Origin of the sequence: Eudoraea algarum, assembly GCF_050589645.1 — a bacterium.
Classification (GTDB): Bacteria; Bacteroidota; Bacteroidia; order Flavobacteriales; family Flavobacteriaceae; genus JBNGOQ01.
In genome coordinates this window covers 460,513-481,370 of record NZ_JBNGOQ010000004.1, presented here as the reverse complement: position 1 = coordinate 481,370, position 20,858 = coordinate 460,513, and the positions used below count along the sequence as shown (strand labels likewise).

The window sequence follows — 20,858 nt, the reverse complement described above, 5'->3', positions numbered from 1 at the left end:
TCGGGATAAAAAGGTAAACCGTTACATCGAGCGCCGTACCCTAGGCAGGCCGGCGTTCGAACGGACCACAAGGCATTTTGCACACCTTATACTATGAATGAAGTATCGCTACTGTGCAAAATAGATATAGATGCCTATCACGATAACGCAGATTCCTATGCCTACCTGTTTCACATATTTGTAGGGCGAGATATCTACTTGCTCCGTATACTGTTGTTCGTAGGGTATTTCCCTTGGTTTTATTAGACCGATGCCCAACATGATAAGGATATTCATCACAAACAGAATGGCCATAACATCCAAAAAATGTGGGTACGCCTTCGCTTCGATAAGGGCTAGTGCCGCCTCATCCGTAATTCCGGCGGCTTCGGCTTTTTCCATAGCGCTTCCAACAAAATAGGGTTGCAAACCGAACTGGCTAATAATGTAGAGGATCGAACCGGAGACGATGCCGATCTTGGCCGCTATGGCCGGCACCTTTTTGGTGAGATATCCTACAACAATGATGGTCAATATGGGAATACTATAGATGCCGTTGACTTCCTGTAGATACTCGAACAAGCTACCTGCGTTTGCGATAAGGGGGGCTATGAACATCGCGGCAAGGGCCAGCACGATCCCGAACATTTTTCCATATTTTACCACGGTCCTTTCCGGTGCTTCCGGATTCATGTGCTGTTTGTAGATATCAATACCGAACAAGGTGACCGAACTATTGAGAACACTGTTAAAAGAACTTAGGATAGCCCCAAACAATACGGCCGCAAAGAAACCTATCAAATAATCTGGTAACACCTCATTGACCAAGGCTGGGTAAGCCTGATCAGGTACCTCCAGATTTCCCTCGAACATATGATAGGCTATAATCCCAGGTAATACCACAATAAGTGGCCCCAAAATTTTGATGAAGGAGCCCAACAACAATCCCTTTTGTCCTTCCTTCAAATTTTTGGCGCCAAGGGCCCGTTGAATAATCTGCTGATTCGTCCCCCAATAGAACAACTGCACCAGCATCATTCCAGTAAAAATGGTGTGAAAAGGAACCGAAGCAGTGGTCCCGCCAATGGAATTGAACTTTTCGGGATTGCTTTCATATAAGGTATCGATTCCGGCCAAAAGACTTCCGTCCCCGATTGCCATCAATCCGAAAACGGGGATGAGGATTCCTCCGAGTAACAAGCCAATGGCATTGATGCTATCGGACACGGCCACGGCCTTCAACCCCCCAAAAACGGCGTAGATCGAACCGATAATCCCAATACCCCAGACGCATATCTTTAAGGCGGCTCCGTCGGAAACCCCTAGCAACCCAGGTACGTCAAACATGGTACTAATAGCCAGGGAACCGGAATACAATATTATGGGCAATAACACCACCACGTAACCCGTAAGAAACAAGGCCGAAGTGATCGTCTTGGTGGTAGTATCATAACGGTCCTGAAGGAATTGTGGCACCGTGGTCAAGCCGCTCTTCAAATATCTGGGCAAAAGAAAAACCGCGGTGACCACCATGGCAATGGCCGCCAGGGTTTCCCAAGCCATAACCGATATCCCCTCGGAATAGGCATTTCCGTTCAGGCCCACAATTTGCTCCGTGGATAGATTGGTCAATAATAAGGATCCCGCTATTACGCCTGCGGTAAGGCTTCTTCCCCCCAAAAAATAACCGTCGGAGGAGTTTTCATCGGTTTTTCGTGTAGCCAAATAGGCGATGACCCCCACCAAAGCGGTGAAGCCCAAAAAAGAGAGAATTCCTAACATTTTTGTTTAATTAGTTTGATTGTAAGCGTTAAATATACCGGTTTATGCATTAAACGTTCAATATCGGAAAAATAATCGATAAAATCGGACAAATCCAAATACCCCTATTTTAGCGGGGAATCGCGGCGGGGCCCTTGAAAATATTAACGATTTACCCTTTCAATGTTCTATCAAGTTTACTTATCTTGCCACCTCTCTTTGGCCCGTAGATGAAAAGGATTTTAGTTTTTTTTTTAACAATCAGCATACTAGCTTGCGACACTACCGAACAAGAAGAAAAGCAGTTTAGAAAACGCCCTTCTTCCCAGACCAATATTGACTTCAAAAACGAGCTTAGGGATACCCCCCAATTCAATATTCTCACCTACCTCTACTTCTATAATGGAGCTGGGGTGGCTGCGGGAGATTTCAACAATGACGGTCTGGCAGACCTTTATTTTACCTCCAACCAAGGCGAGGACAAGTTATACCTTAATCGAGGTGGTTTTGAATTTGAGGACATTACCCAGGCAGCAAACATTAAAAATACCGGAAACTGGACCACTGGCGTGACCCATGTGGACATTAACAACGACGGTCTCTTGGATATCTATGTATGCAAAGTAGGGGGCTACGGGGAAATACAGGGGAAGAATCTACTCTATGTAAATCAAGGCCTCAATGCAGCGGGACTTCCCTTTTTTAAGGAGGAGGCGGATTCCTATGGGTTGGCCTTCTCCGGTTTTTCGACCCAGGCATCTTTTTTTGACTATGACCTGGACGGGGATCTGGACATGTATCTCATGAACCATTCCGTACACCCTAGCGGCAACTACGGGAAAGGGAGTTTAAGGCAGGAGGTGGATGCACGGTCCGGTGACAAATTGTACAGGAACGAAAATGGGCGGTTTACCAATGTGTCGGAGGAGGCGGGAATTTTTCAGGGAAAAATAGGCTATGGCCTAGGATTGGGAATAAGCGACCTCAACAATGATGGCTATCCCGACATTTACATAGGGAACGATTTTTTTGAGAACGATTACCTCTACCTTAACCAAAAGGACGGGACTTTTAAGGAAATTATTTCCTCCGATGCTTCAAAACTTGGGCATACCACACATTTTTCCATGGGAAATGATATTGCCGATATCAACAATGATGGGCTTACGGACCTGGTTTCCCTGGATATGCTTCCCGAAGACCTGGAAACCTACAAGGCCTCCGGAGTGGAATATCCCTATCCCACCTATGAGTACAACCTGAAAAACGGATACGCTCCGCAATACATGCAAAATACGCTGCACCTCAACCTTGGGGACGCTAACTTCAGTGAGATTGGAAATCTCAGTGGCATTTCAGCAACCGAATGGTCTTGGGGCGCCCTGTTGGCAGACTATGACAACGACGGTTTCAAAGATCTTTTTATCACCAATGGCATCAAGGGGGCGACCAACGATATGGATTTTATCAATTTTATCGCCAATGACAACATCCAGGAACGTATAAACCGCGGAATGGCAAGTGAGGAAATGGCCTTTATCGATGAAATCCCGGAAAAAAAAGTCTCCAACTACTTCTTTAGAAACCAAGGGGACCTTACGTTCTCCGATATGACCACCACATGGTTCCACAAGGAAGATTCCTTTAGCAACGGCAGCACCTATGCGGATTTGGACAACGACGGGGACTTAGACCTTGTGGTCAACAATGTGGATCAGGCCGCTTTTGTCCTGGAAAACACCTCCGATAAAAAGCAGCAAAACCATTTCCTAAAAATAAACTTCGAAGGGGACCGGGAAAACGTATTTGGCCTTGGAGCCAAGGTAATCGCATACACGGCAAATACCATTATTACCCAGGAAAATTTTGTTTCCCGGGGTTACCTATCAGCGGTCCCCAAGACCGTACATTTAGGTCTGGGACAAACTGCCGTGGTAGATTCGCTTACAGTCATTTGGCCCGGTGGAAGACATCAAACCCTTAGCGGGGTTCCCTCGGGGGAGTTGACGGTTCGATACCAAGACGCCATGGGCAACTTTTATGAGGAAAGTAATGCGACAAGAAAAGATGGTATCGCCGCCCAGGATAGTCTCGTGGTTTTCTCCCATAGCGAACAAGCCACCGTAGAATTTAATAGAGACCCCTTGGTTCCCTTTGCCAACACCAACGAAGGGCCATCAATTGCGGTAGCCGACGTAAACGGGGATCTCCTTGACGATTTCTTCATCAGCGGTCCCAAGGGGCAGGCTTCGGCCCTTTTTGTCCAGGAAAGTGCAGGAACCTTTAAAAAAGTCCAGGAAGCGCTATTTCAGCAAGATGCTATGAACGAAGATGTATCGCAGGTGTTCTTTGACGCAAATTCGGACGGCAGCATGGATTTATTGGTGGTAAGCGGCGGCAATGAATTCCGCACCTCTGAAAGACTTCGACCCAGGTTATATTTGAATTTTGATGGGGTTTTTAAAAAAGATACCACCCAATTTACAGCGCTAGGGCTCAATGCTTCAAAAGTGGCAGCTATTGACTTTGACAAAGACGGTGCTATGGATATTGCCATCTCCTCCGATCAGGTACCGCACCAATTTGGGAAATCCCCGGCGCAATACCTCTTCAAAAATGATGGAAAGGGGAATTTCGAGGAGGTTACCGATCAATTTTGCCCGGACTGCAAAAGTTTGGGCAACGTTAAGGACTTTCTTTGGACAGACCTGGACGGAAACGGTTTTATAGACCTTATCGCTGTTGGGTATTGGATGCCCATTACGGTTCTTAGTAACAATGGCTCCGCTCTGGAGCGCAGCGACCCTGCTGGGCTACAGGAAACCCACGGGTGGTGGAATTCGGTGATTGCCGAAGATTTTGACCAGGACGGGGATCTGGACCTTGTGGCTGGAAACTGGGGCCTTAACAGTAAATTTAGGGCTTCGGCCCAGGAGGCCATTACGCTCTACAGTTTCGATTTTGACGGCAATGGCTCCACGGAACCTCTAGTCACCTATTATTACAAGGGCAGGGAAACACCCTTTGCCTCAAAGGATGAGCTGGTAAAGCAAATGCCTTTTCTCAACAAGGAATTTTTGTCCTATAAGCGCTTTGCATCAGCACGTTTGGAAGATCTGTTTTCCACTAAAAAACTGCAGGAGGCTTACAAAAAGAAAGTATACGAACTTGCAAGCTGTTACTTTGAAAACCAGGGAGACGGCAGTTTCCTAAAAAAACCCCTTCCTGTAATGGCGCAGGCATCCACGGTTCAGGATATGGCCGTACAAGATTTTGATGGCGACGGATATAAGGATATATTACTCCTGGGGAACAACCATGAAATAAGCACACAGTTGGGTAGGATGGATGCCTCACATGGCATACTTTTACGCTTTACCCCAAAAGGTGAATTTAAATGGGCCAATGAACGATCATTGGATATTTCCGGGCCTGTCAGAAGCATCCAAAAAATCAACATTCAAGACAAAGAACACTATATAATAGGAAGGAACAATGCCACCCCACTTTTTTTGGCGACTTCCCAACTCGATTTGAAGTAGCACAGAAATGATATCAAATTCAAAATCCACATTACGGGCAAAAAAACTCATCCTCTGCGTCATCGTCACGGGCTTCGCTTGGAGCTGCGGGGAGCGGAAGGGAGAGCTGTTCTCCAATCCGGGCCCACAGGAAACCGGGATACATTTTAGCAATTTGCTTACCGAGTCTGACGATCTCAATATCTTGGATTACCTCTATTTTTACAATGGGGGCGGGGTAGCCATAGGAGACATAGACAGGGATGGTCTTCCGGATATTTTTCTGTCTGGAAACCAAGTGAAAAACAAGCTCTACCTTAACAAAGGCAATCTTAAGTTTGAGGACATCAGTGAATCTGCAGGGGTCCAGGGAAACAGTACCTGGAACACTGGGGCCATTATGGGTGACGTAAACGGGGATGGCCTTCTTGACATCTACGTCTGTGCCGTAGTAGGGCTGAACGGTTTTGATGGCCATAACGAGTTATACATCAACAATGGGGATGCTTCCTTCACGGAAAGCAGTGCCCAATACGGACTGGATTTTGACACCTACAGCAGTTCCGCCGCTTTTTTGGACTTTGACAATGATGGAGATCTGGATCTTTACCTTTTGAACCACGCAGTCCATACCCAGGAATCTTTTGGGAAAGCAGATCTTAGGAACAAAAGAAGTTATCCAACGGGCGATAAGTTGTTACGTAATGATGATAAGGTCTTTACCGACGTAAGCGAAGCAGCTGGCATTTATGGAGGTATCAATGGATACGGATTGGGTATTTCCATAGCCGATTTCAACCAAGATGGCCATGCCGATATCTACGTGGGCAACGACTTCCATGAGGATGACTACTACTATCTCAATAATGGGGACGGGACCTTTACGGAGTGCTTAAAGCAATATTTTGGTCATGCTACACGCTTTTCCATGGGGAACGATGTTGCAGACATCAACCATGATGGTCTTTCGGATATCATTTCCTTGGATATGTTGCCCGAGGAAGAAATTCCCCTGAAATCGTCCGAAGGGGACGAAAATTTGCAAACGCTCAACCTCAGGATAAACCAGTACGGGTACCATTACCAATTTACCCGTAACATGTTGCATGTAAACCGTGCCAATGGCGAGTTTATGGAAACCGCCCTACTTAGTGGTATCGCGGCAACCGATTGGAGCTGGAGTGCCCTTTTTGCGGATTATGATCAGGATGGGGAACAGGATCTGTTCGTTTCCAACGGTATTCCAAGACGGCCCAACGATCTTGATTTTATCAAATTTGTCTCGAATGAGCAAATTCAGAAAAAGATCAACAACACCAAATTGGTAGATCAGCAGGCCTTGGAGCTCATGCCTACCGGTGCAGTTCACAATTATATTTTCCAGGGTGCCGGGAAGCTGCAGTTCTTGGATAAATCGGCCAGTTGGATAAGAGAGGACAATAGCATATCCGGGGCAACGGCCTGGGGAGATTTGGACAATGATGGAGATTTGGACCTGGTGATCAATAACATCAACGGTCCGGCCAGTTTGTACGTTAACAGGACCGATGACAAATCCAATTATCTGAAGCTGAAATTCAACTACAAAAAAGGGAACCCTTTTGGGATAGGGACCAAGGTATTTTCGTATGACAAGGGCAGACTTCAGTATAAGGAACTCTATACGGTAAGGGGATTTCAGGCTTCCTCGGAACCTGTGATCCATTTTGGATACGGACAAACCTCCCAAGTAGATTCGTTGCGGATTGTATGGCCCGATCAAAGCTACCAGACCTTAAGGAACATCAGTGCCAACCAGACGCTCACGGTAAAACCCGAGCATACGGCACCTTTCGATTTTGGGTCCGAAAGGCCGGGAGATAAAATTTTATTCGAAAGGACCAAGGACAATTTGGGCGTAGATTTCACCCACCAGGAGGATCGGTATCTCGATTTTAACCGTCAAAAGCTCATCCCTTACCGGATTTCGGACCGTGGTCCTGCCATGGCGGTGGGCGATTTAAACCATGATGGCAAGGAAGATATCTTTTTTGGCGGATCCACCCGCTACCCTTCCAAGGTATACCTCCAACAAGATTCCATTTTTACGGAACACCAATTTCCGTCCTTGGCCCAAGATTCGATCAAGGAAATCGTAAGTGCCACCATCCAGGATTTTGACGGGGACAATCGCAATGATCTTTTTGCTGGTTCTGCCGGAGGAAATTTTGGCCATAGGGCGAAACCTCTTTTGGACAGTTACTATCTTCAAGCAGAAACGGGCCTACAGGCCGCTCAACTTCCGGAATATTTTGAGAATAGTGCGGTGGTCGAACCCCATGATGTGGATGCAGACGGGGACTTGGATCTTTTTGTGGGAGGGCATACCGTTAGCTCGGATTTTGGAAACATCCCGAACTCCTATCTCTTGAAAAACGACAAGGGCCTTTTTAGCCTTTCAGAAGATGATGCCCTTAGGAAAGCGGGCATGGTCACAGATGCCCTTTGGACGGATTTTGATGGGGATGGCGTTGAAGATCTCCTGGTTGTGGGCGAATGGATGTCACCCAAATTTTTCAAAAACAAGGCCGGTTCGTTTACCGAAATGAATCTGCTTCCCCACCGCCTAAACGGCCTCTGGCAAAGTGTGGCCCCCTTTGATATTGATCAGGACGGGGACATGGACTATATCCTGGGAAATTGGGGTTCCAATACCAAATTTAAGGCCACACCAGAACATCCTATGAAAATGTACTATGGGGATTTTGACCAAAACGGCACTACGGAAACGATCATTGCACAGGAGAAAAAAGGAAAGTACTATACCATTGATGGCTTGGATGAACTGGCTGGGCAATTGGTGAGTCTCCGCAAAAAATTTACAACCTATAAGGATTTTGCTGGAAAAACCATTGCGGAGATATTCGACAAAGATCTTCTATCCAAGGCCAAGCTCCTTGAGGTGGATTTTCTGGAGTCCGGGTATTTAAAAAATGAGGGAGGAAAATTTACATTTATTCCATTTTCCTATGCACTACAAATTGCTCCCATTACTGCATTGCTGCCTTACGATTTTGATGGAGATGGAAAGACCGAGGTGCTTGCCGGAGGCAATTACTTTGGGGTAAAACCTTATCACGGAAGATTTGATGGCTTTACCGGGGCCTTGATTAAAAATGAAAAAGATGTAATTTTGGGACATCGGATAGGACTGGAGTTTTTTCAAAAATCGGTACGACACTTAGACCTCATTACCGTGAAGAAGCAACCCTATCTTGTAGTGACCATCAACAATGACACCGCACAGATATATAAATTAACAACGCAATAAACGATAAACCGCAGTGAGATGAAAAAGACAATAATCCCTTTGATCGTGGCCGCATTGGTCTTTTCTTGCCAATCGGGCAAGGAACAGGATATCGAGATAAGCGCAGAGGATTTTCATGGTTCGGTGGACAAGGTAACGGAAATCATGATCCACGATATTTTCTCCCCGCCCGTAGCCAGTAGAATTTTTGCCTATCCCAATATTGCGGCCTATGAAATTATAGCACAGGCCAATGACGCATATGTTTCCCTAGCAGGACAGGTACATGAACTGGAACCCATACCGCCCATGGAAAGCGGTAAAAACATCCACCCCCAATTGGCCGCGCTTATTGCACATATGGAAGTGAGCAAAGAACTTATTTTTTCCGAAGACTGGATGATTGCGCTGCGCGACAGCCTATATGCAGGTTGGAAAGAGGTCAATGAGGCACAATTTGAAGCCTCAAAGTCCTATGGCCTCCAAGTAGCCGATCATATCAAAGCATGGCTTTCGAAAGACAATTACAATCAGACGCGGACCATGCCCAAGTTTACGGTACTGACCGAGGACGTATCCCGTTGGCAACCCACCCCTCCTTCCTATATGGACGGAATAGAGCCCCACTGGAATAAAATTCGCTCCTTTACCTTGGATTCGGCGGAACAGTTTAAACCTTTACCGCCACCACCATTTTCCATGGAAAAGGACTCGGATTTTTATAAGGAATTAAAGGAGGTTTACGATATAAGTGTTGAAATCACTTCAAAAGGTGATGATTCCGAAGAGGTAGAAATAGCAAAGTTTTGGGATTGCAATCCATATGTGTCCACCACGCGGGGACACTTGATGTTCGCCACCAAGAAGATTACCCCTGGAGCACACTGGATAGGCATAGCCAAAATAGCGGCCAGGAAAACCAAAAGTGATTTTGACAGGACGGTATTTGCCTATACCAAGACGTCCATTGCCATTGCCGATGCCTTTATCAGTTGCTGGGATGAAAAATACCGAAGTAATTTGATTCGTCCGGAAACCCTCATCAACCAGCATATGGACGAAAACTGGCAGCCCATTTTACAGACCCCTCCCTTCCCGGAGTACACCAGTGGCCATAGCGTTGTTTCCGGTGCGGCGGCAACGGCCTTGACAGATATTTTTGGAGACAATTTTGCCTTTGATGACGATACCGAAGTGGCCTATGGCCTGCCAATTAGAAGTTTTTCCTCCTTCAACCAGGCGGCAGATGAAGCGGCCATTAGCCGTATGTACGGCGGAATCCACTACCGGGCAGCGGTAGAAATTGGGGTAAAACAGGGCCGAGATCTTGGGAAATTTGTCCTTGGCAAACTGCAGATGAAAAACAAATCCCCCGAAGTCACCCACTAATCCCATGGGCAGCATCAAGAAAATTTTCCTTTCCCTTTTACTGCTGGGTCTGGCAGCATTGGTCTGGTACCTTTTTATCAAGGACCACGATTACCAAATACGTTTTAATGAGAAAACGGCCCCGGGCACGCTGTTCCATCAGGTCAACAATTGGGGACTGACCATGGAAAAAAATGGAAAAATCAAAATACTGGGTATTCAGAAGGAACCGTTTTCCCATTTTCGGCAAAACCTAAAGGTCGCTGACAGCATAATACAACTGGATTGGGATTTTAAAGCGATCAACGATTCTGTTACGAGCATTAGGGTACGAATTACGGATACGGAAAACAGCTTGGCCACAAGAATCAAAAATCTGTATACGGATCCACCGCTAAAAAACATGTTCCTTTCTAAAATTAAGGACTTTAAAAATGGCCTGGATGACCACTTGAGGAAGCACAAGGTTAAAATAGTAGGGGTGGATAGTATTCCCCTACGGTTCTATGCATATGCGGAAGCCAGCAGTAGCATGACGGAAAAGGCCAGGACTATGATTTCGAAGAATGCCGAAATCGTTGGATGGCTCACGGAAAATAACATCAAAATCCTTGACGAACCCACTTTGGAAGTAACCCACTGGGACAAACAACGCGATTCCATTGCTTTCAACTTTCTGTTTCCGGTGGCCGAAACGGATTCCCTGCCCCAACATAAGGATATCAGGTTTAAAAGGTATGGCGGTAAAAAAGGGATAAAGGCCATATTTAATGGGAACTATATGATATCGGACAGGGCCTGGTTTGCACTATACGAATATGGCAAGCGAAATAATATTGCCCTTGAAGAAACACCGGTGGAACTGTTCCATCATAACCCCATGACCGGTGGGAACGAATTGGAATGGAAAGCCGAAATCTATTTACCCTTAAAGGAGTCCGATGACTAGATTGTTGTGTTTGTTCGTATTTGGCTGTCTTGTGAGTTGTTCCAACTACGGACAACTTACCTTCGTGACCAAGCTCCCGAAAAAAGTAAAGGAAAACTCAGGCATTGTTATGTTGACAGAATCAAAGATTTGGGTCATAGAGGACAATGGCAATCCGGACAAGATGTACCAGATAGATCTGGAGGGCAATCTTCTTAGGGAATTGGAGGTCAAGAACGCCAAAAACACGGATTGGGAAGATCTGGCCAAGGACGATAAGGGAAACGTGTATATTGGGGATTTTGGAAATAATGACAACCGGCGTACGGATCTTGTCATTTATAAGGTGCCGAATCCTGAAATTGAAAAGGGGAAGAAAATCCTCGGGGAGAAAATAAGATTTAGGTATCCGGAGCAAACCGGTTTCCCGCCCAAAAAGGACAGCCTGTATTTTGATGCCGAAGCCTTTTTCTACCACAAGGACCATTTGTTCATCATCACCAAAAACAGGACAAGGCCTTTTACCGGGGAAGCCCTGATCTATTCGGTTCCGGCCAGTACCGGAAATTATGAGGCCACCTATCTTGGAAAGTTTGTTCCCTGTGCCGAGCAGAAAATTTGCCAGGTTACTTCTGCGGCTATTTCACCGGACGGAAAAAAAATCGCCGTTTTGGGTTATGGCAAACTATGGGTCTTTACCGGTTTTGATCTAAAGGATTTTAATATGGGTAAGATGAAAACCATAGATTTGGAAGCCACCACCCAATTGGAATCCGTTTGCTTTCTCAACAATGAAACCCTGCTCCTATCGGATGAGCAAAGGGCGGGTACCGGGCGGAATCTTTACTCCTATTCCCTAAAATAACTAGAATCCAAAACCTACCCCAAAGGTAAACCGCAGCCCATCATCGCTGCTGAAGAGGGCTAAATTTACGGAAGTTATATTAACTACATTCATGAAAAATCCGCCCCCATACGAGGTGTGCCAGACATCCGAACTGTCGTTCGGAAACCAGACCCTACCGTAGTCAAACCCACCATAAATACCCATGGACAGCGGAAGTATCCCAGCCCGTAGTTTACGCAAGCTCAATCTCAAGTCCGTATTCTGATAGTAGGCCGTCTTGCCGGTAAACCGTTGATTCCTAAAACCACGAAGACCATCGAACCCACCAATACTGGCCGCTTGATAAAACTCAAAGTCGTCCCCCAAGTTAAAATGCGCCTTCCACTTGGTGGCAAGGACCAATCTTCCGCTGGGTATCAGTTTATAATCAAAGGAGAGGCTAGGAATGATAAATCCGTAACTCTGCCCACTGTTTTCCGTACTGCTCTTGAAGCCCATATGGAGCGAGGTGGCCATCCCTACGGTAGGAAAGGCATCGTTGTCCGCGTTGGAATAGGTGTACTCCGCATCGGCGCCTACAAAACTGTTTTCGTTGTCCAGATTACTGGACGTAAAAAAGGTCTCTATAAAACGACCCTCGGTCTCCTCTACCTCGATATCCTCAAAGGAAACACCTAACCTAAACTTAGACCCCAGATCGCCCCGCCAAACCAATGATGGGGCCACGCGTATGGTTTGGATCTTTACCCGGTTAAAATCGAGCTCCAAATCGTCGTCAAGATTTGGGGTATCGTTACCAAAGCCAAAGAAGTTGATACTGAAGTTTGGGCTCGTAAATTTTCCCAAAAGTTCCAGGTTGGCCTTTCCAAAGACATTGGCGAATTCTCCTTTATATCCAAAATCGAAACCACTGGTGGCGAAATAGAACGCAGCGTTAAAGGTATGCTGGCTGGTAAAAGGATTTTGTCTAAAGCCGTTGAAGGTGTAGGTATCCGTAAGGCCTATTCTGAAACCATCATCCGGGTTGAAGCCAACGGTAGGGATAACCATATTGTTGCTGTTCTTGATCAGGATAGGCCTGTACGTATTAGTCTCGTAATCGTTGGTGAGCCTTACTTTGGCGCCTTGGGTGCTTTTGAACGTATTCTTCTTTGCACGGTTGTCATAGAGGTATACCCCTCGGCTGTCCGCTACGTCGTAAATATCGTTGTTCTGCCCCCCTACGATCCTTATCCGTTTCACGCCCTGTTTTACATTGCGAACCTCAAAGTAGTCATCGTCGTCCAAGCCATAGATCCATATTTCCTTGGTCACCTCGCGATCATAGGTCTTATCGAAGAAGACGTCGGCTTTCTTGCCGTCCTTGATCCTATGCGCCACCACACGGGTCTTGCCGCCCGGTAGTCCGCTTACCGTAAAATGATCGTCCTTATCCGTACCGGCCACTACCGAGAATTTATTGATAATCCCATAGTAAGCGCTTGCCGTCTCCGCCAAATTGCCCTTCCTGGCCAACAACACCCTTTTGATCCGGGCCATGGTCTCGGGATCTCGTACTTCCGTAGGAAATTCTTCCAAGGCCCTGTCTATTACTTGTGGTGTAATCTGTTTTTGGATATAGGTCACTTGTTCCTGCCACATTTTAAAATCGGTTTCCGGAAGTAGCGCCATATCCAGGGCAAAGGTCATGGGCGAGGCGGTAAAGCCCTTAACGCTTCTGATCTCCTCGTTGAACCCTTCGAATATCCCGAGCGAGGGTACAATCCTCGTGGCCAATTTCATCAGCGAACCGTCTCCCATTATGGAAAAGACCTGGTCCCTATCCCGTGGTATTGGTTTATAGGTTATCTTTCCTGTCTCCTTGTCCTTAAATTCTGCCCAACGCCATTGATCCACGTGCCGGTCCCAGTCCCCGATCATAATATCGAACAGTCGGGCCCTGACATAAGCGGTCTTGTCTACCGTGTATTTTTCATCCCTTCTAATGTTTTTAAGCAGATCATCCGTGCTTTCCATTTTGTCGGCATAACCAAAACTGGCCAGGTCACCATGCCCGTCCGTCGTTCGTTCCTCGATCATATAGAGTTCATCCCCAAATTCATCGTCAAAACCCACCAAAGCGGCCTGCTTGGGAATGTAATATAGCTTTGGATTGGTATGGTACACCCCAACGGCGTCGGACAGTGGTACTACCGTGAAAGGAGCGTAGGGATGGGCGCCGGTATAAAAATCCAAAAGCAATTTTTCGACGGAGGAACCTTCAAAAACGCCTTTAATATACTGATCTTTAAAGGCAATGGCCTGTAAATAGAGTTCTGCACTTTTGCGCAGGGCCCGCATCACGTATTCCTTGCCCTCCTTGTTTACCAGACGCAAGGACCTTGATTGATGGCCCCCTCCTTTTCTTACTACCTTTAAGCCGCCAAACAGGGTATCCAAGTCTACGGTTGGGGCAGAAACTTCGGTGGCATAAACGCTTCGGTACCGCTCTCCCCAAACCGATTTAAAAAAATTGGTTTTCTCTACCTCTTCCTTTGTATAAATGGAAGCTTTTACCTGGGAGGGAAAGGTGTTGCTATACTGTTTTGCCACCTGTTTCAGATCGGGAGGCAGTACCTCTGTACCAAACAAAAATTCTTCCCTGCTGTCTTCTTGGACCCCATAATATCTAACATGGGATGAACCATCGGTATAGACCTCCATGGCGGCATAGCCCATTTTGCCCGTAGAGAACTGACTCCCATTCAGCAGGCGGGTTGCCCCTTTTTTAGCCCCCGAACCGCTTACGATCTGTGGAGTGTTTTCCTCAACGATATACTGTAAAGTGTGTTCATGTCCAGAAGCAAACACCACCTTTTCGGAGTACTGTGCCAGGGTAACGATCCGCTTTCTCAATTCGGTATACCGTTTATTGTACACATCTGTGGTAGAAGCACCGGTAGTCTTACGCAACAGATTTACCACAGAACCCAACACTGGTATGCCCAACTGCCTGAAGGCAAACTGACCCCCGTGCACACCGTAGGTAAATACTGGATGGTGCATCGCAATGATCGTAGTCTTATCCAGATTTTTCTTGATCAAGCCTTCCAATTCCTGAAAGAACTTCTCCCTGTCCTTGATCTCGCACTCATCGTTCATGGTAGGGTGCCTGTCCCAATTGGTCATATACCACTCTGTGTCGATGGCTATGACTACTATGTCCTCACTGATATCGATTTTTTTGAGCGGGCATCCATCCTCGGGAAAAAAGACATCCTTGCTATCGAGTTCTTTCTCCAGATATTTTTGTTGGCGCTCCAGGCCTTGGAGCCCATCGTTATACCAATCGTGGTTGCCGGGAATAAAAACAGTACCTCCCGCAAAGTTGTCTAGCGTACTAATCTGTGCGTCCAAATGGTTCTTGGCAACACTGTATCCCAAATCATCTTTCGGGTCTGGCATCCCCGCCGGGTAAATATTATCGCCCAAAAAGAGCGCGGTGCTATTTTTATCGGCCTTGTCCAACCTGTCCTTAAAAATCCGAAGTGCAGGATTCAGCTGTCCAGAAGGCGAAAGCCCGGCATCGCCGATAAAATAAAATGTGTGCACCACTTCCTTGCCCGTAGGTCTATCGTTGGACGTGGCAGGGTCAGAATACTTGGCGGTATAGGTGGCACAACCTGTTAAAAGAAAGAGTGAAAGGAATAGGGAGTAATATTTCCTCATGCTAAGGGATTTAAAATTCAAAATTTCGTACTTTGGGGTGTTTCTAATACGCAAGAGATGTCGGAAATTATTGAAAAGGCGGAGCACTTTGTTACGGATTTATTGACCAATACCCTAGACTCCAATTACCTGTACCACAATTTAAAACATACCCAACGTGTAGTTAAAAGTACTAAAGAATTATTGAATTCGCACGAACTCGCGGATAAAGAAAAGGAGATCTTACTTCTCGCGACATGGTTCCATGATACAGGGTATACCAAGGGTACAACGGAACATGAACAAAATAGCTGTGCCATTGCCAAGGAATTTTTAGGCGCCCAGGAGTATCCCCATGATTCACAGGAGAAGGTATGCGGCTTAATCATGGCCACCAAACGCTATTACGAGCCCCAGACACTGTCCGAAAAGATTATAAGGGATGCCGATGCCTCTCACTTTGGCCAAAAAAGCTATTGGGAAACCTCGGATTTTCTTAGGGAAGAACTTTCCCTGTTGGGGATAGCGGATTATACCACGGAAGAATGGTGCAATGCCAATATTGCCATGTTCAAGAAGGAGCATCAGTTTTATACCGACTATGCCAAGGAACAATGGCAAGAAGGAAAGGACAAAAACCTAAAACAATTGATAAAGGATAAAAAAACGGAAAAAGAAATCGCGAAAAAGGAGGCCTTAAAGGCGAAATACAAATTCGAAAGTCCGGACAGGGGCATACAGACCCTGTTTAGGGTTACCTTAAAAAATCACCTTACCCTCAGTGACATTGCAGATACCAAGGCCAATATCCTGTTATCGGTGAACGCAATCATTATTTCCCTGGCATTATCGAACCTCATCCCTAAATTGGACAACCCTTCCAATAAATATTTGCTGTATCCTACCATCATCTTTATCATTTTTAGTGTGATTTCCATGGTGCTCGCGGTTTTGGCTACCCGTCCCAATGTAACCAGTGGAAAGTTCACCAAGGAAGATGTGAACAACAAGAAAGTAAATTTATTATTTTTTGGGAACTTCCATAAGATGACCCTGAACGACTACGAATGGGCCATACAGGAGCTGATACGGGATAAGGAGTACGTGTATTCGTCCTTGACCAAGGACCTTTATTTTCTGGGGCTTGTCCTAAACCGAAAATATAAGATCTTAAGGTGGACCTACACCATCTTTATGATAGGAATGATCGTTTCCGTAATTGCCTTTGGGATTGCGTTTAGGTTCTTTGGGCCAGAGCGTATGACTTTCTAGATGCGTTGGAGGTATCAACCTAGGCTTTTAGTTCGTCCATCAGGTCCTGATAGGTATAGGTCTTCTCGGATTCCTTGCCTTTTTTGTACAGAATCTCGGCCCTGATCGCCTTTAATCCGGTAACGCCCTGCAAGCCTTCCAATTCCACGATTTCAATATTGTTGGTAAAATAGCCCTTGGCCTTAAGGAAAGTGATGTACCTAAGGTATTCCAATTCATCTTTCTTTTGCGAGTATACAATGGCCAGTTTTCCCTTTTGGGTCAACCGTTCGTTGGTTCCTTTAATGAAAGACTTGTCAATACGTTTCTTAATGATTTCGTACCGGGCGTTGTACGTACCGTCCACATCGAACTGCTTTTCATCCATCCGAAATCGAATAGACAGCGATGTGTTGTATACCAACATTAGGGAAGCAACATCCAATTGTACGGGCAATTTGGGTTTCAGGTTGTAGTAGGTATTTTCCATTTCGCACATTACCTGCAACTGCCATAACCTAAGATTGTTAAGGTACAACGGATTATAGGTCCGGTCACCGGAAATGGAATCCCCTATATACATATTATGCTCCACCCCATCGGTCTTGAAACGCTCAAAAAAGTGGGGAAACATCTCCTGCGCCTCCACCTGCATGGAATCGATAACCGAAACCAACTCCTGGTTGATCTGCATAACGCTTTCGTCATAATTCCTGCGGTGGTCATAATAGGATTCCGTTTCCGGATCTATATTTGCTTCATAAGCAGAGACCAGTACAGCCAGTTCGGTATCCTCTTTTTTGAGGTGCTCCAATACTGGATTTATTTCTTCATGCACAAAATCAAATATGGCCTGCTCGCTATTGGTATAAAGTACTTCCTTTATACCATCTATATGATTATTGACCCTAAATATAAGCTCCTCATAGATAGGTAATTTGTCCTTTTTCCATGCAGCGGTGAGTACATCGTTGATTTCCGATAGCTGAATCATTAGATCGCGCTGTATGGCTGTATTCCGTGCTTGCGAAGAATCCTTGATATCTACCTGTCCGTAGAGCGGATGCACATCCTTGAACGCAATTTCCTTAAAGGAAGGCTGTCTTCCTTCCAAATCGTCAATGATAAAACGTTTGGCCTCCTCCTGAAACTTCCAATATACAGAAGAATGGACCGAAGTACATTCGTTTTGGATAATGGCGTCAATAAGGTTTTCCTCTTCCGCCTTGGAGCGCAACACGGCAGAAACGATATAAGGCATTACATCTTCCAATTTCGTGGCGTTGACACTGTTCAGTTCGTTCGTCGTCGTGGACACTAGTTCCAAAACGCCCAGTAGCTCCCCATCATCCGCTATAGGGGCAAAGATGGCGCTTTTTATTCCCTGCTCCTTCAAACTTCTATAGGGTGCCTGACCTTCCGAAAGTTTAAAATATTTGTCCACATTGGATATGGCAAAATAACTGTTATCCTTGAGGAGCGCGTTATAGGAACCCTGGCACAGGGCATCGTTGCATCCTTCCACATCCTTGCCCTGAAGTATAAAACTCTCCACGCCCTTACCGTATACCTTTTCAAATTGGTTTTCCTTGGAGTTATAGGTAACAAAGCCTACCTGGATATTGGGCAGATTGAAGAGCGACTTAAAGGTTTCATGGAGATGGTCCATAAAGTTATCGCTGCCTCTTTTGTTATTCTCTATCAAACTCGATTTGATCTCCGATATGGAATGTTCGGCGGTGACATCGAACATATTGGAAATGACAAATCCCTTGGATATAAAACTGTTGGGCGGTATTTTTTCCTTCCAAAGATCCAAATTGTCAGAACTTTCCAAAAGTTCGTCCACATCTGCTTGGGTGAGTTCCTTGGCTTTGTCCGTGGGAATAAGCTCCATGAAATCCGCATTGTATAGAATGCGATAATAGTGCATTACGCCATTGGCATCAGGGATATCATAAAAATAAGGTCGTCTAAAATCTAGCTTGAAGCCGTAATAGAAACTCAGGATAACCGTACTGGCCATAATATAATTTACCCCCTCCTCCTGGTTGCGGATGGTGGGTTTGTAATCCTTTCCTGCATTTTTTAATATATTCTGGAAACGTTTGGACGAATTGAAAATGATGTTCTCATAGGGTAGGGAAGCCACCTTTATCTCATTTTCGCCCAACACCTCGGAAAAGGTATCCTGAAGTATAATCTTAATAACGTCCTTGTGCTTTTCAAGCAGCGATAGATCGGAGAATCCCTCGCGGAGCTCCGGATAAGGGGCCTGGGCCTCCAAAATGTGCTTTGCCTTTGAAGCCAAAAACGCATCCTTGCTTTTGGCCATAGCATCGTAATGCTCCAATAGTTTATTGAAACTTATGAGGCTTGTTAGCGGCAATTCTCCTTGGTAGTCTTTGGCCATACGTTATATTAGTCCGTTTCCCAAGTTCAAATTTACAAAAGAAAACCCGATATTTTTGTTAAAGGAAACCTTATGCATTCCCTTCTTTTTTTGGATATTGTATGAAAATTTCTACCATGTCCTCCAGTTCAAGGCTTACAAAGGCGTATCAAAAGGCCAAGGTGATTCCTTTTGACAATAGCTCTAAATTTATTTTTTTTAGCGACTGTCATAGGGGAGACAACAGTTTTGCCGATGATTTTGCCAACAATAGAAATATCTATTATCACGCTCTAAAGCACTATTTTAAGACCGGTTTTACCTATTGCGAATTGGGTGATGGGGACGAACTCTGGGAAAACCTGTCCTTTGAGCCCATCTTTGAGGCCCATAAAAATATCTTTATGTTGTTAAAAGAGTACCATAAGGCCGGTCGTTTGCATATGATCTACGGAAACCATGACATGGTCTATCGCAAGCCGGATTATGTTAAAAAACACCTGTATTCCTATTTTGATCCCAAAGAGGAACGTGAGACGGACTTGTTGGCCGATCTGATCTATGAGGAGGCCTTGGTGCTAAGACATCGCGAAACTCGGCAGGAAGTTTTTTTGACCCATGGGCATCAGGCCGATTTCATGAACTACCACGGCTGGCGCTTTAACCGGTTTTTGGTAAGGATCCTCTGGAAGCCCCTGCAGGTATGGGGTATTGCCGACCCTACAAGTCCGGCCAAAAACCATAAGGAATTGATCAAAGTGGAAAAAAGGGTGAAGCGATGGATTTTGCAGAACAAACTTAAGATAACCGTCATAGGGCACACCCATAGGCCCCGCTTTCCTGAACCCGGTGACATCCCATTTTTCAATGATGGGAGCTGTGTACATCCCAGAAGTATTACAGGAATTGAGATGGAGAACGGTGAAATATCCTTGATCAAATGGCAGATAGCCACCAAGGACGACGGCACCCTACAAATTGTACGGGTTTTGTTGGAGGGACCTCAGCGTTTACAGGATTACGAGCTAGACTAGCCAAGTATTGGTACAGCCCCTCTACACTTTGTTCCTACTTCCTGTTTTTGACTAGAGCATTTTAAAATTGATCGGGATGCTATAGGGAACGCTTACATTTTTTCCGCGCTGCCTTCCCGGGGTCATTTGAGGAAGGGACGCTATGATGCGATGTGCTTCTTTTTCCAGCACCCTGTCCGGGCCACGCGTTTTTATTTGCGAAACAATCCCTTTGGAGTCAATGGTAAAAAGCACAAAAACCTTTCCTTGTGTGCCCATTTCCAGGGCAGAAGCAGGGTATTTAAAGTTTTTATTGATGTGTTCCTGTATCTTTTCTTGAAAACATGTCTTGCGTTCCTCGTTGGTACCGCCTTCACAGCCAGGAAAAATGGGCACGTTCTCGATGACCGCAAAGGGAACGCTTATTTCTTCCTCCTCTTCTTCCACGGCTACGTCGTCCACATCAATTATAGGTTCTTCAATCACCGCATCCTGACTGGTCTCCGTGCTTTCAATGACCGTTTCCTCTATTTCGGCCTCGTCCTCAACAATTTCTATGATCTCAGGTGCAGCAGGTGGTGGAGGTGGTGGTGGAGCCTTAACGTTTTCCGTCTTGGGCGCCTCTTCATTTTTTAACTCATCAATGACTTGTATCATTTCCACAATCTGTTGGTCCTTGTCATAAGTCTTCATTTCAAGGGCTCTCCACGTAAGAAAGAGCACAACAGTTAGGCCAATTACAAAAAAAAGGCCACTATCTCTGTTTAAATCTGCCTTAGGGTTCTTTTTTGGTTTCATGACGTAACGTATTATTATTCTTAA

At 45.6% G+C, this 20,858-nt stretch carries 11 protein-coding genes; 7 read left to right on the top strand and 4 right to left on the bottom strand.

From position 1 onward, the window contains the following. Window positions 1-108: 108 nt before the first annotated feature. Window positions 109-1,761 (bottom strand): solute:sodium symporter family transporter, encoded by a 1,653-nt coding sequence (locus ACRD67_RS17305; protein WP_430968482.1) that lies wholly within the window; start codon window positions 1,759-1,761, stop codon window positions 109-111. A gap of 209 nt (window positions 1,762-1,970) precedes the next feature. On the opposite strand from ACRD67_RS17305, the gene ACRD67_RS17300 reads away from it, so the two are divergent. The 5 genes from ACRD67_RS17300 to ACRD67_RS17280 are packed head-to-tail and all read left to right on the top strand — an operon-like array spanning window position 1,971 to window position 11,711. Continuing rightward, window positions 1,971-5,282, top strand: a complete 3,312-nt coding sequence (locus tag ACRD67_RS17300; protein WP_430968481.1) for a VCBS repeat-containing protein — start codon at window positions 1,971-1,973, stop codon at window positions 5,280-5,282. A gap of 7 nt (window positions 5,283-5,289) precedes the next feature. Continuing rightward, window positions 5,290-8,571, top strand: a complete 3,282-nt coding sequence (locus ACRD67_RS17295; RefSeq protein WP_430968480.1) for a VCBS repeat-containing protein — start codon at window positions 5,290-5,292, stop codon at window positions 8,569-8,571. Between the two features lie 18 nt (window positions 8,572-8,589). Next, entirely contained in the window at window positions 8,590-9,939 is a 1,350-nt protein-coding gene (locus ACRD67_RS17290) for a vanadium-dependent haloperoxidase (RefSeq protein WP_430968479.1), read from the top strand. Between the two features lie 4 nt (window positions 9,940-9,943). Next, complete coding sequence (locus ACRD67_RS17285; protein WP_430968478.1) at window positions 9,944-10,867, top strand: GyrI-like domain-containing protein; 924 nt, start codon at window positions 9,944-9,946, stop codon at window positions 10,865-10,867. Continuing rightward, window positions 10,860-11,711, top strand: coding sequence for a hypothetical protein (locus ACRD67_RS17280; RefSeq protein ID WP_430968477.1), 852 nt, complete (start codon window positions 10,860-10,862; stop codon window positions 11,709-11,711). Before ACRD67_RS17285 ends, ACRD67_RS17280 begins: the two co-directional genes overlap by 8 nt. On the opposite strand, the gene ACRD67_RS17275 is transcribed toward ACRD67_RS17280, so the two are convergent. Beyond that, window positions 11,712-15,401, bottom strand: coding sequence for a metallophosphoesterase (locus tag ACRD67_RS17275; protein WP_430968476.1), 3,690 nt, complete (start codon window positions 15,399-15,401; stop codon window positions 11,712-11,714). It abuts the gene before it with no gap. 57 nt (window positions 15,402-15,458) lie between these two features. On the opposite strand from ACRD67_RS17275, the gene ACRD67_RS17270 reads away from it, so the two are divergent. Then, a complete protein-coding gene (locus ACRD67_RS17270; RefSeq protein WP_430968475.1) occupies window positions 15,459-16,652 on the top strand; it encodes a Pycsar system effector family protein in 1,194 nt (397 codons plus the stop codon). Between the two features lie 19 nt (window positions 16,653-16,671). Here ACRD67_RS17270 and ACRD67_RS17265 read toward each other — a convergent pair whose 3' ends face one another. Next, entirely contained in the window at window positions 16,672-19,044 is a 2,373-nt protein-coding gene (locus ACRD67_RS17265) for a GAF domain-containing protein (protein WP_430968474.1), read from the bottom strand. A gap of 116 nt (window positions 19,045-19,160) precedes the next feature. Between ACRD67_RS17265 and ACRD67_RS17260 the strand changes: the two genes are divergently transcribed. Beyond that, on the top strand, window positions 19,161-20,057 hold the full coding sequence (locus tag ACRD67_RS17260; RefSeq protein WP_430968473.1) for a metallophosphoesterase: 897 nt from the start codon (window positions 19,161-19,163) through the stop codon (window positions 20,055-20,057). 51 nt (window positions 20,058-20,108) lie between these two features. Here ACRD67_RS17260 and ACRD67_RS17255 read toward each other — a convergent pair whose 3' ends face one another. Beyond that, window positions 20,109-20,834, bottom strand: coding sequence for an energy transducer TonB (locus tag ACRD67_RS17255; RefSeq protein ID WP_430968472.1), 726 nt, complete (start codon window positions 20,832-20,834; stop codon window positions 20,109-20,111). Window positions 20,835-20,858 lie beyond the last annotated feature (24 nt).

What these genes read in the sequence shown, in the direction of transcription:
- ACRD67_RS17260 (WP_430968473.1), top strand. Translation starts at nt 19,161, where the DNA reads ATGTCCTCCAGTTCAAGGCTTACAAAGGCGTATCAAAAGGCCAAGGTG.
- ACRD67_RS17300 (WP_430968481.1), top strand. Translation starts at nt 1,971, where the DNA reads ATGAAAAGGATTTTAGTTTTTTTTTTAACAATCAGCATACTAGCTTGC.
- ACRD67_RS17275 (WP_430968476.1), bottom strand. Translation starts at nt 15,401, where the DNA reads ATGAGGAAATATTACTCCCTATTCCTTTCACTCTTTCTTTTAACAGGT.
- ACRD67_RS17280 (WP_430968477.1), top strand. Translation starts at nt 10,860, where the DNA reads ATGACTAGATTGTTGTGTTTGTTCGTATTTGGCTGTCTTGTGAGTTGT.
- ACRD67_RS17270 (WP_430968475.1), top strand. Translation starts at nt 15,459, where the DNA reads ATGTCGGAAATTATTGAAAAGGCGGAGCACTTTGTTACGGATTTATTG.
- ACRD67_RS17255 (WP_430968472.1), bottom strand. Translation starts at nt 20,834, where the DNA reads ATGAAACCAAAAAAGAACCCTAAGGCAGATTTAAACAGAGATAGTGGC.
- ACRD67_RS17290 (WP_430968479.1), top strand. Translation starts at nt 8,590, where the DNA reads ATGAAAAAGACAATAATCCCTTTGATCGTGGCCGCATTGGTCTTTTCT.
- ACRD67_RS17305 (WP_430968482.1), bottom strand. Translation starts at nt 1,761, where the DNA reads ATGTTAGGAATTCTCTCTTTTTTGGGCTTCACCGCTTTGGTGGGGGTC.
- ACRD67_RS17295 (WP_430968480.1), top strand. Translation starts at nt 5,290, where the DNA reads ATGATATCAAATTCAAAATCCACATTACGGGCAAAAAAACTCATCCTC.
- ACRD67_RS17265 (WP_430968474.1), bottom strand. Translation starts at nt 19,044, where the DNA reads ATGGCCAAAGACTACCAAGGAGAATTGCCGCTAACAAGCCTCATAAGT.
- ACRD67_RS17285 (WP_430968478.1), top strand. Translation starts at nt 9,944, where the DNA reads ATGGGCAGCATCAAGAAAATTTTCCTTTCCCTTTTACTGCTGGGTCTG.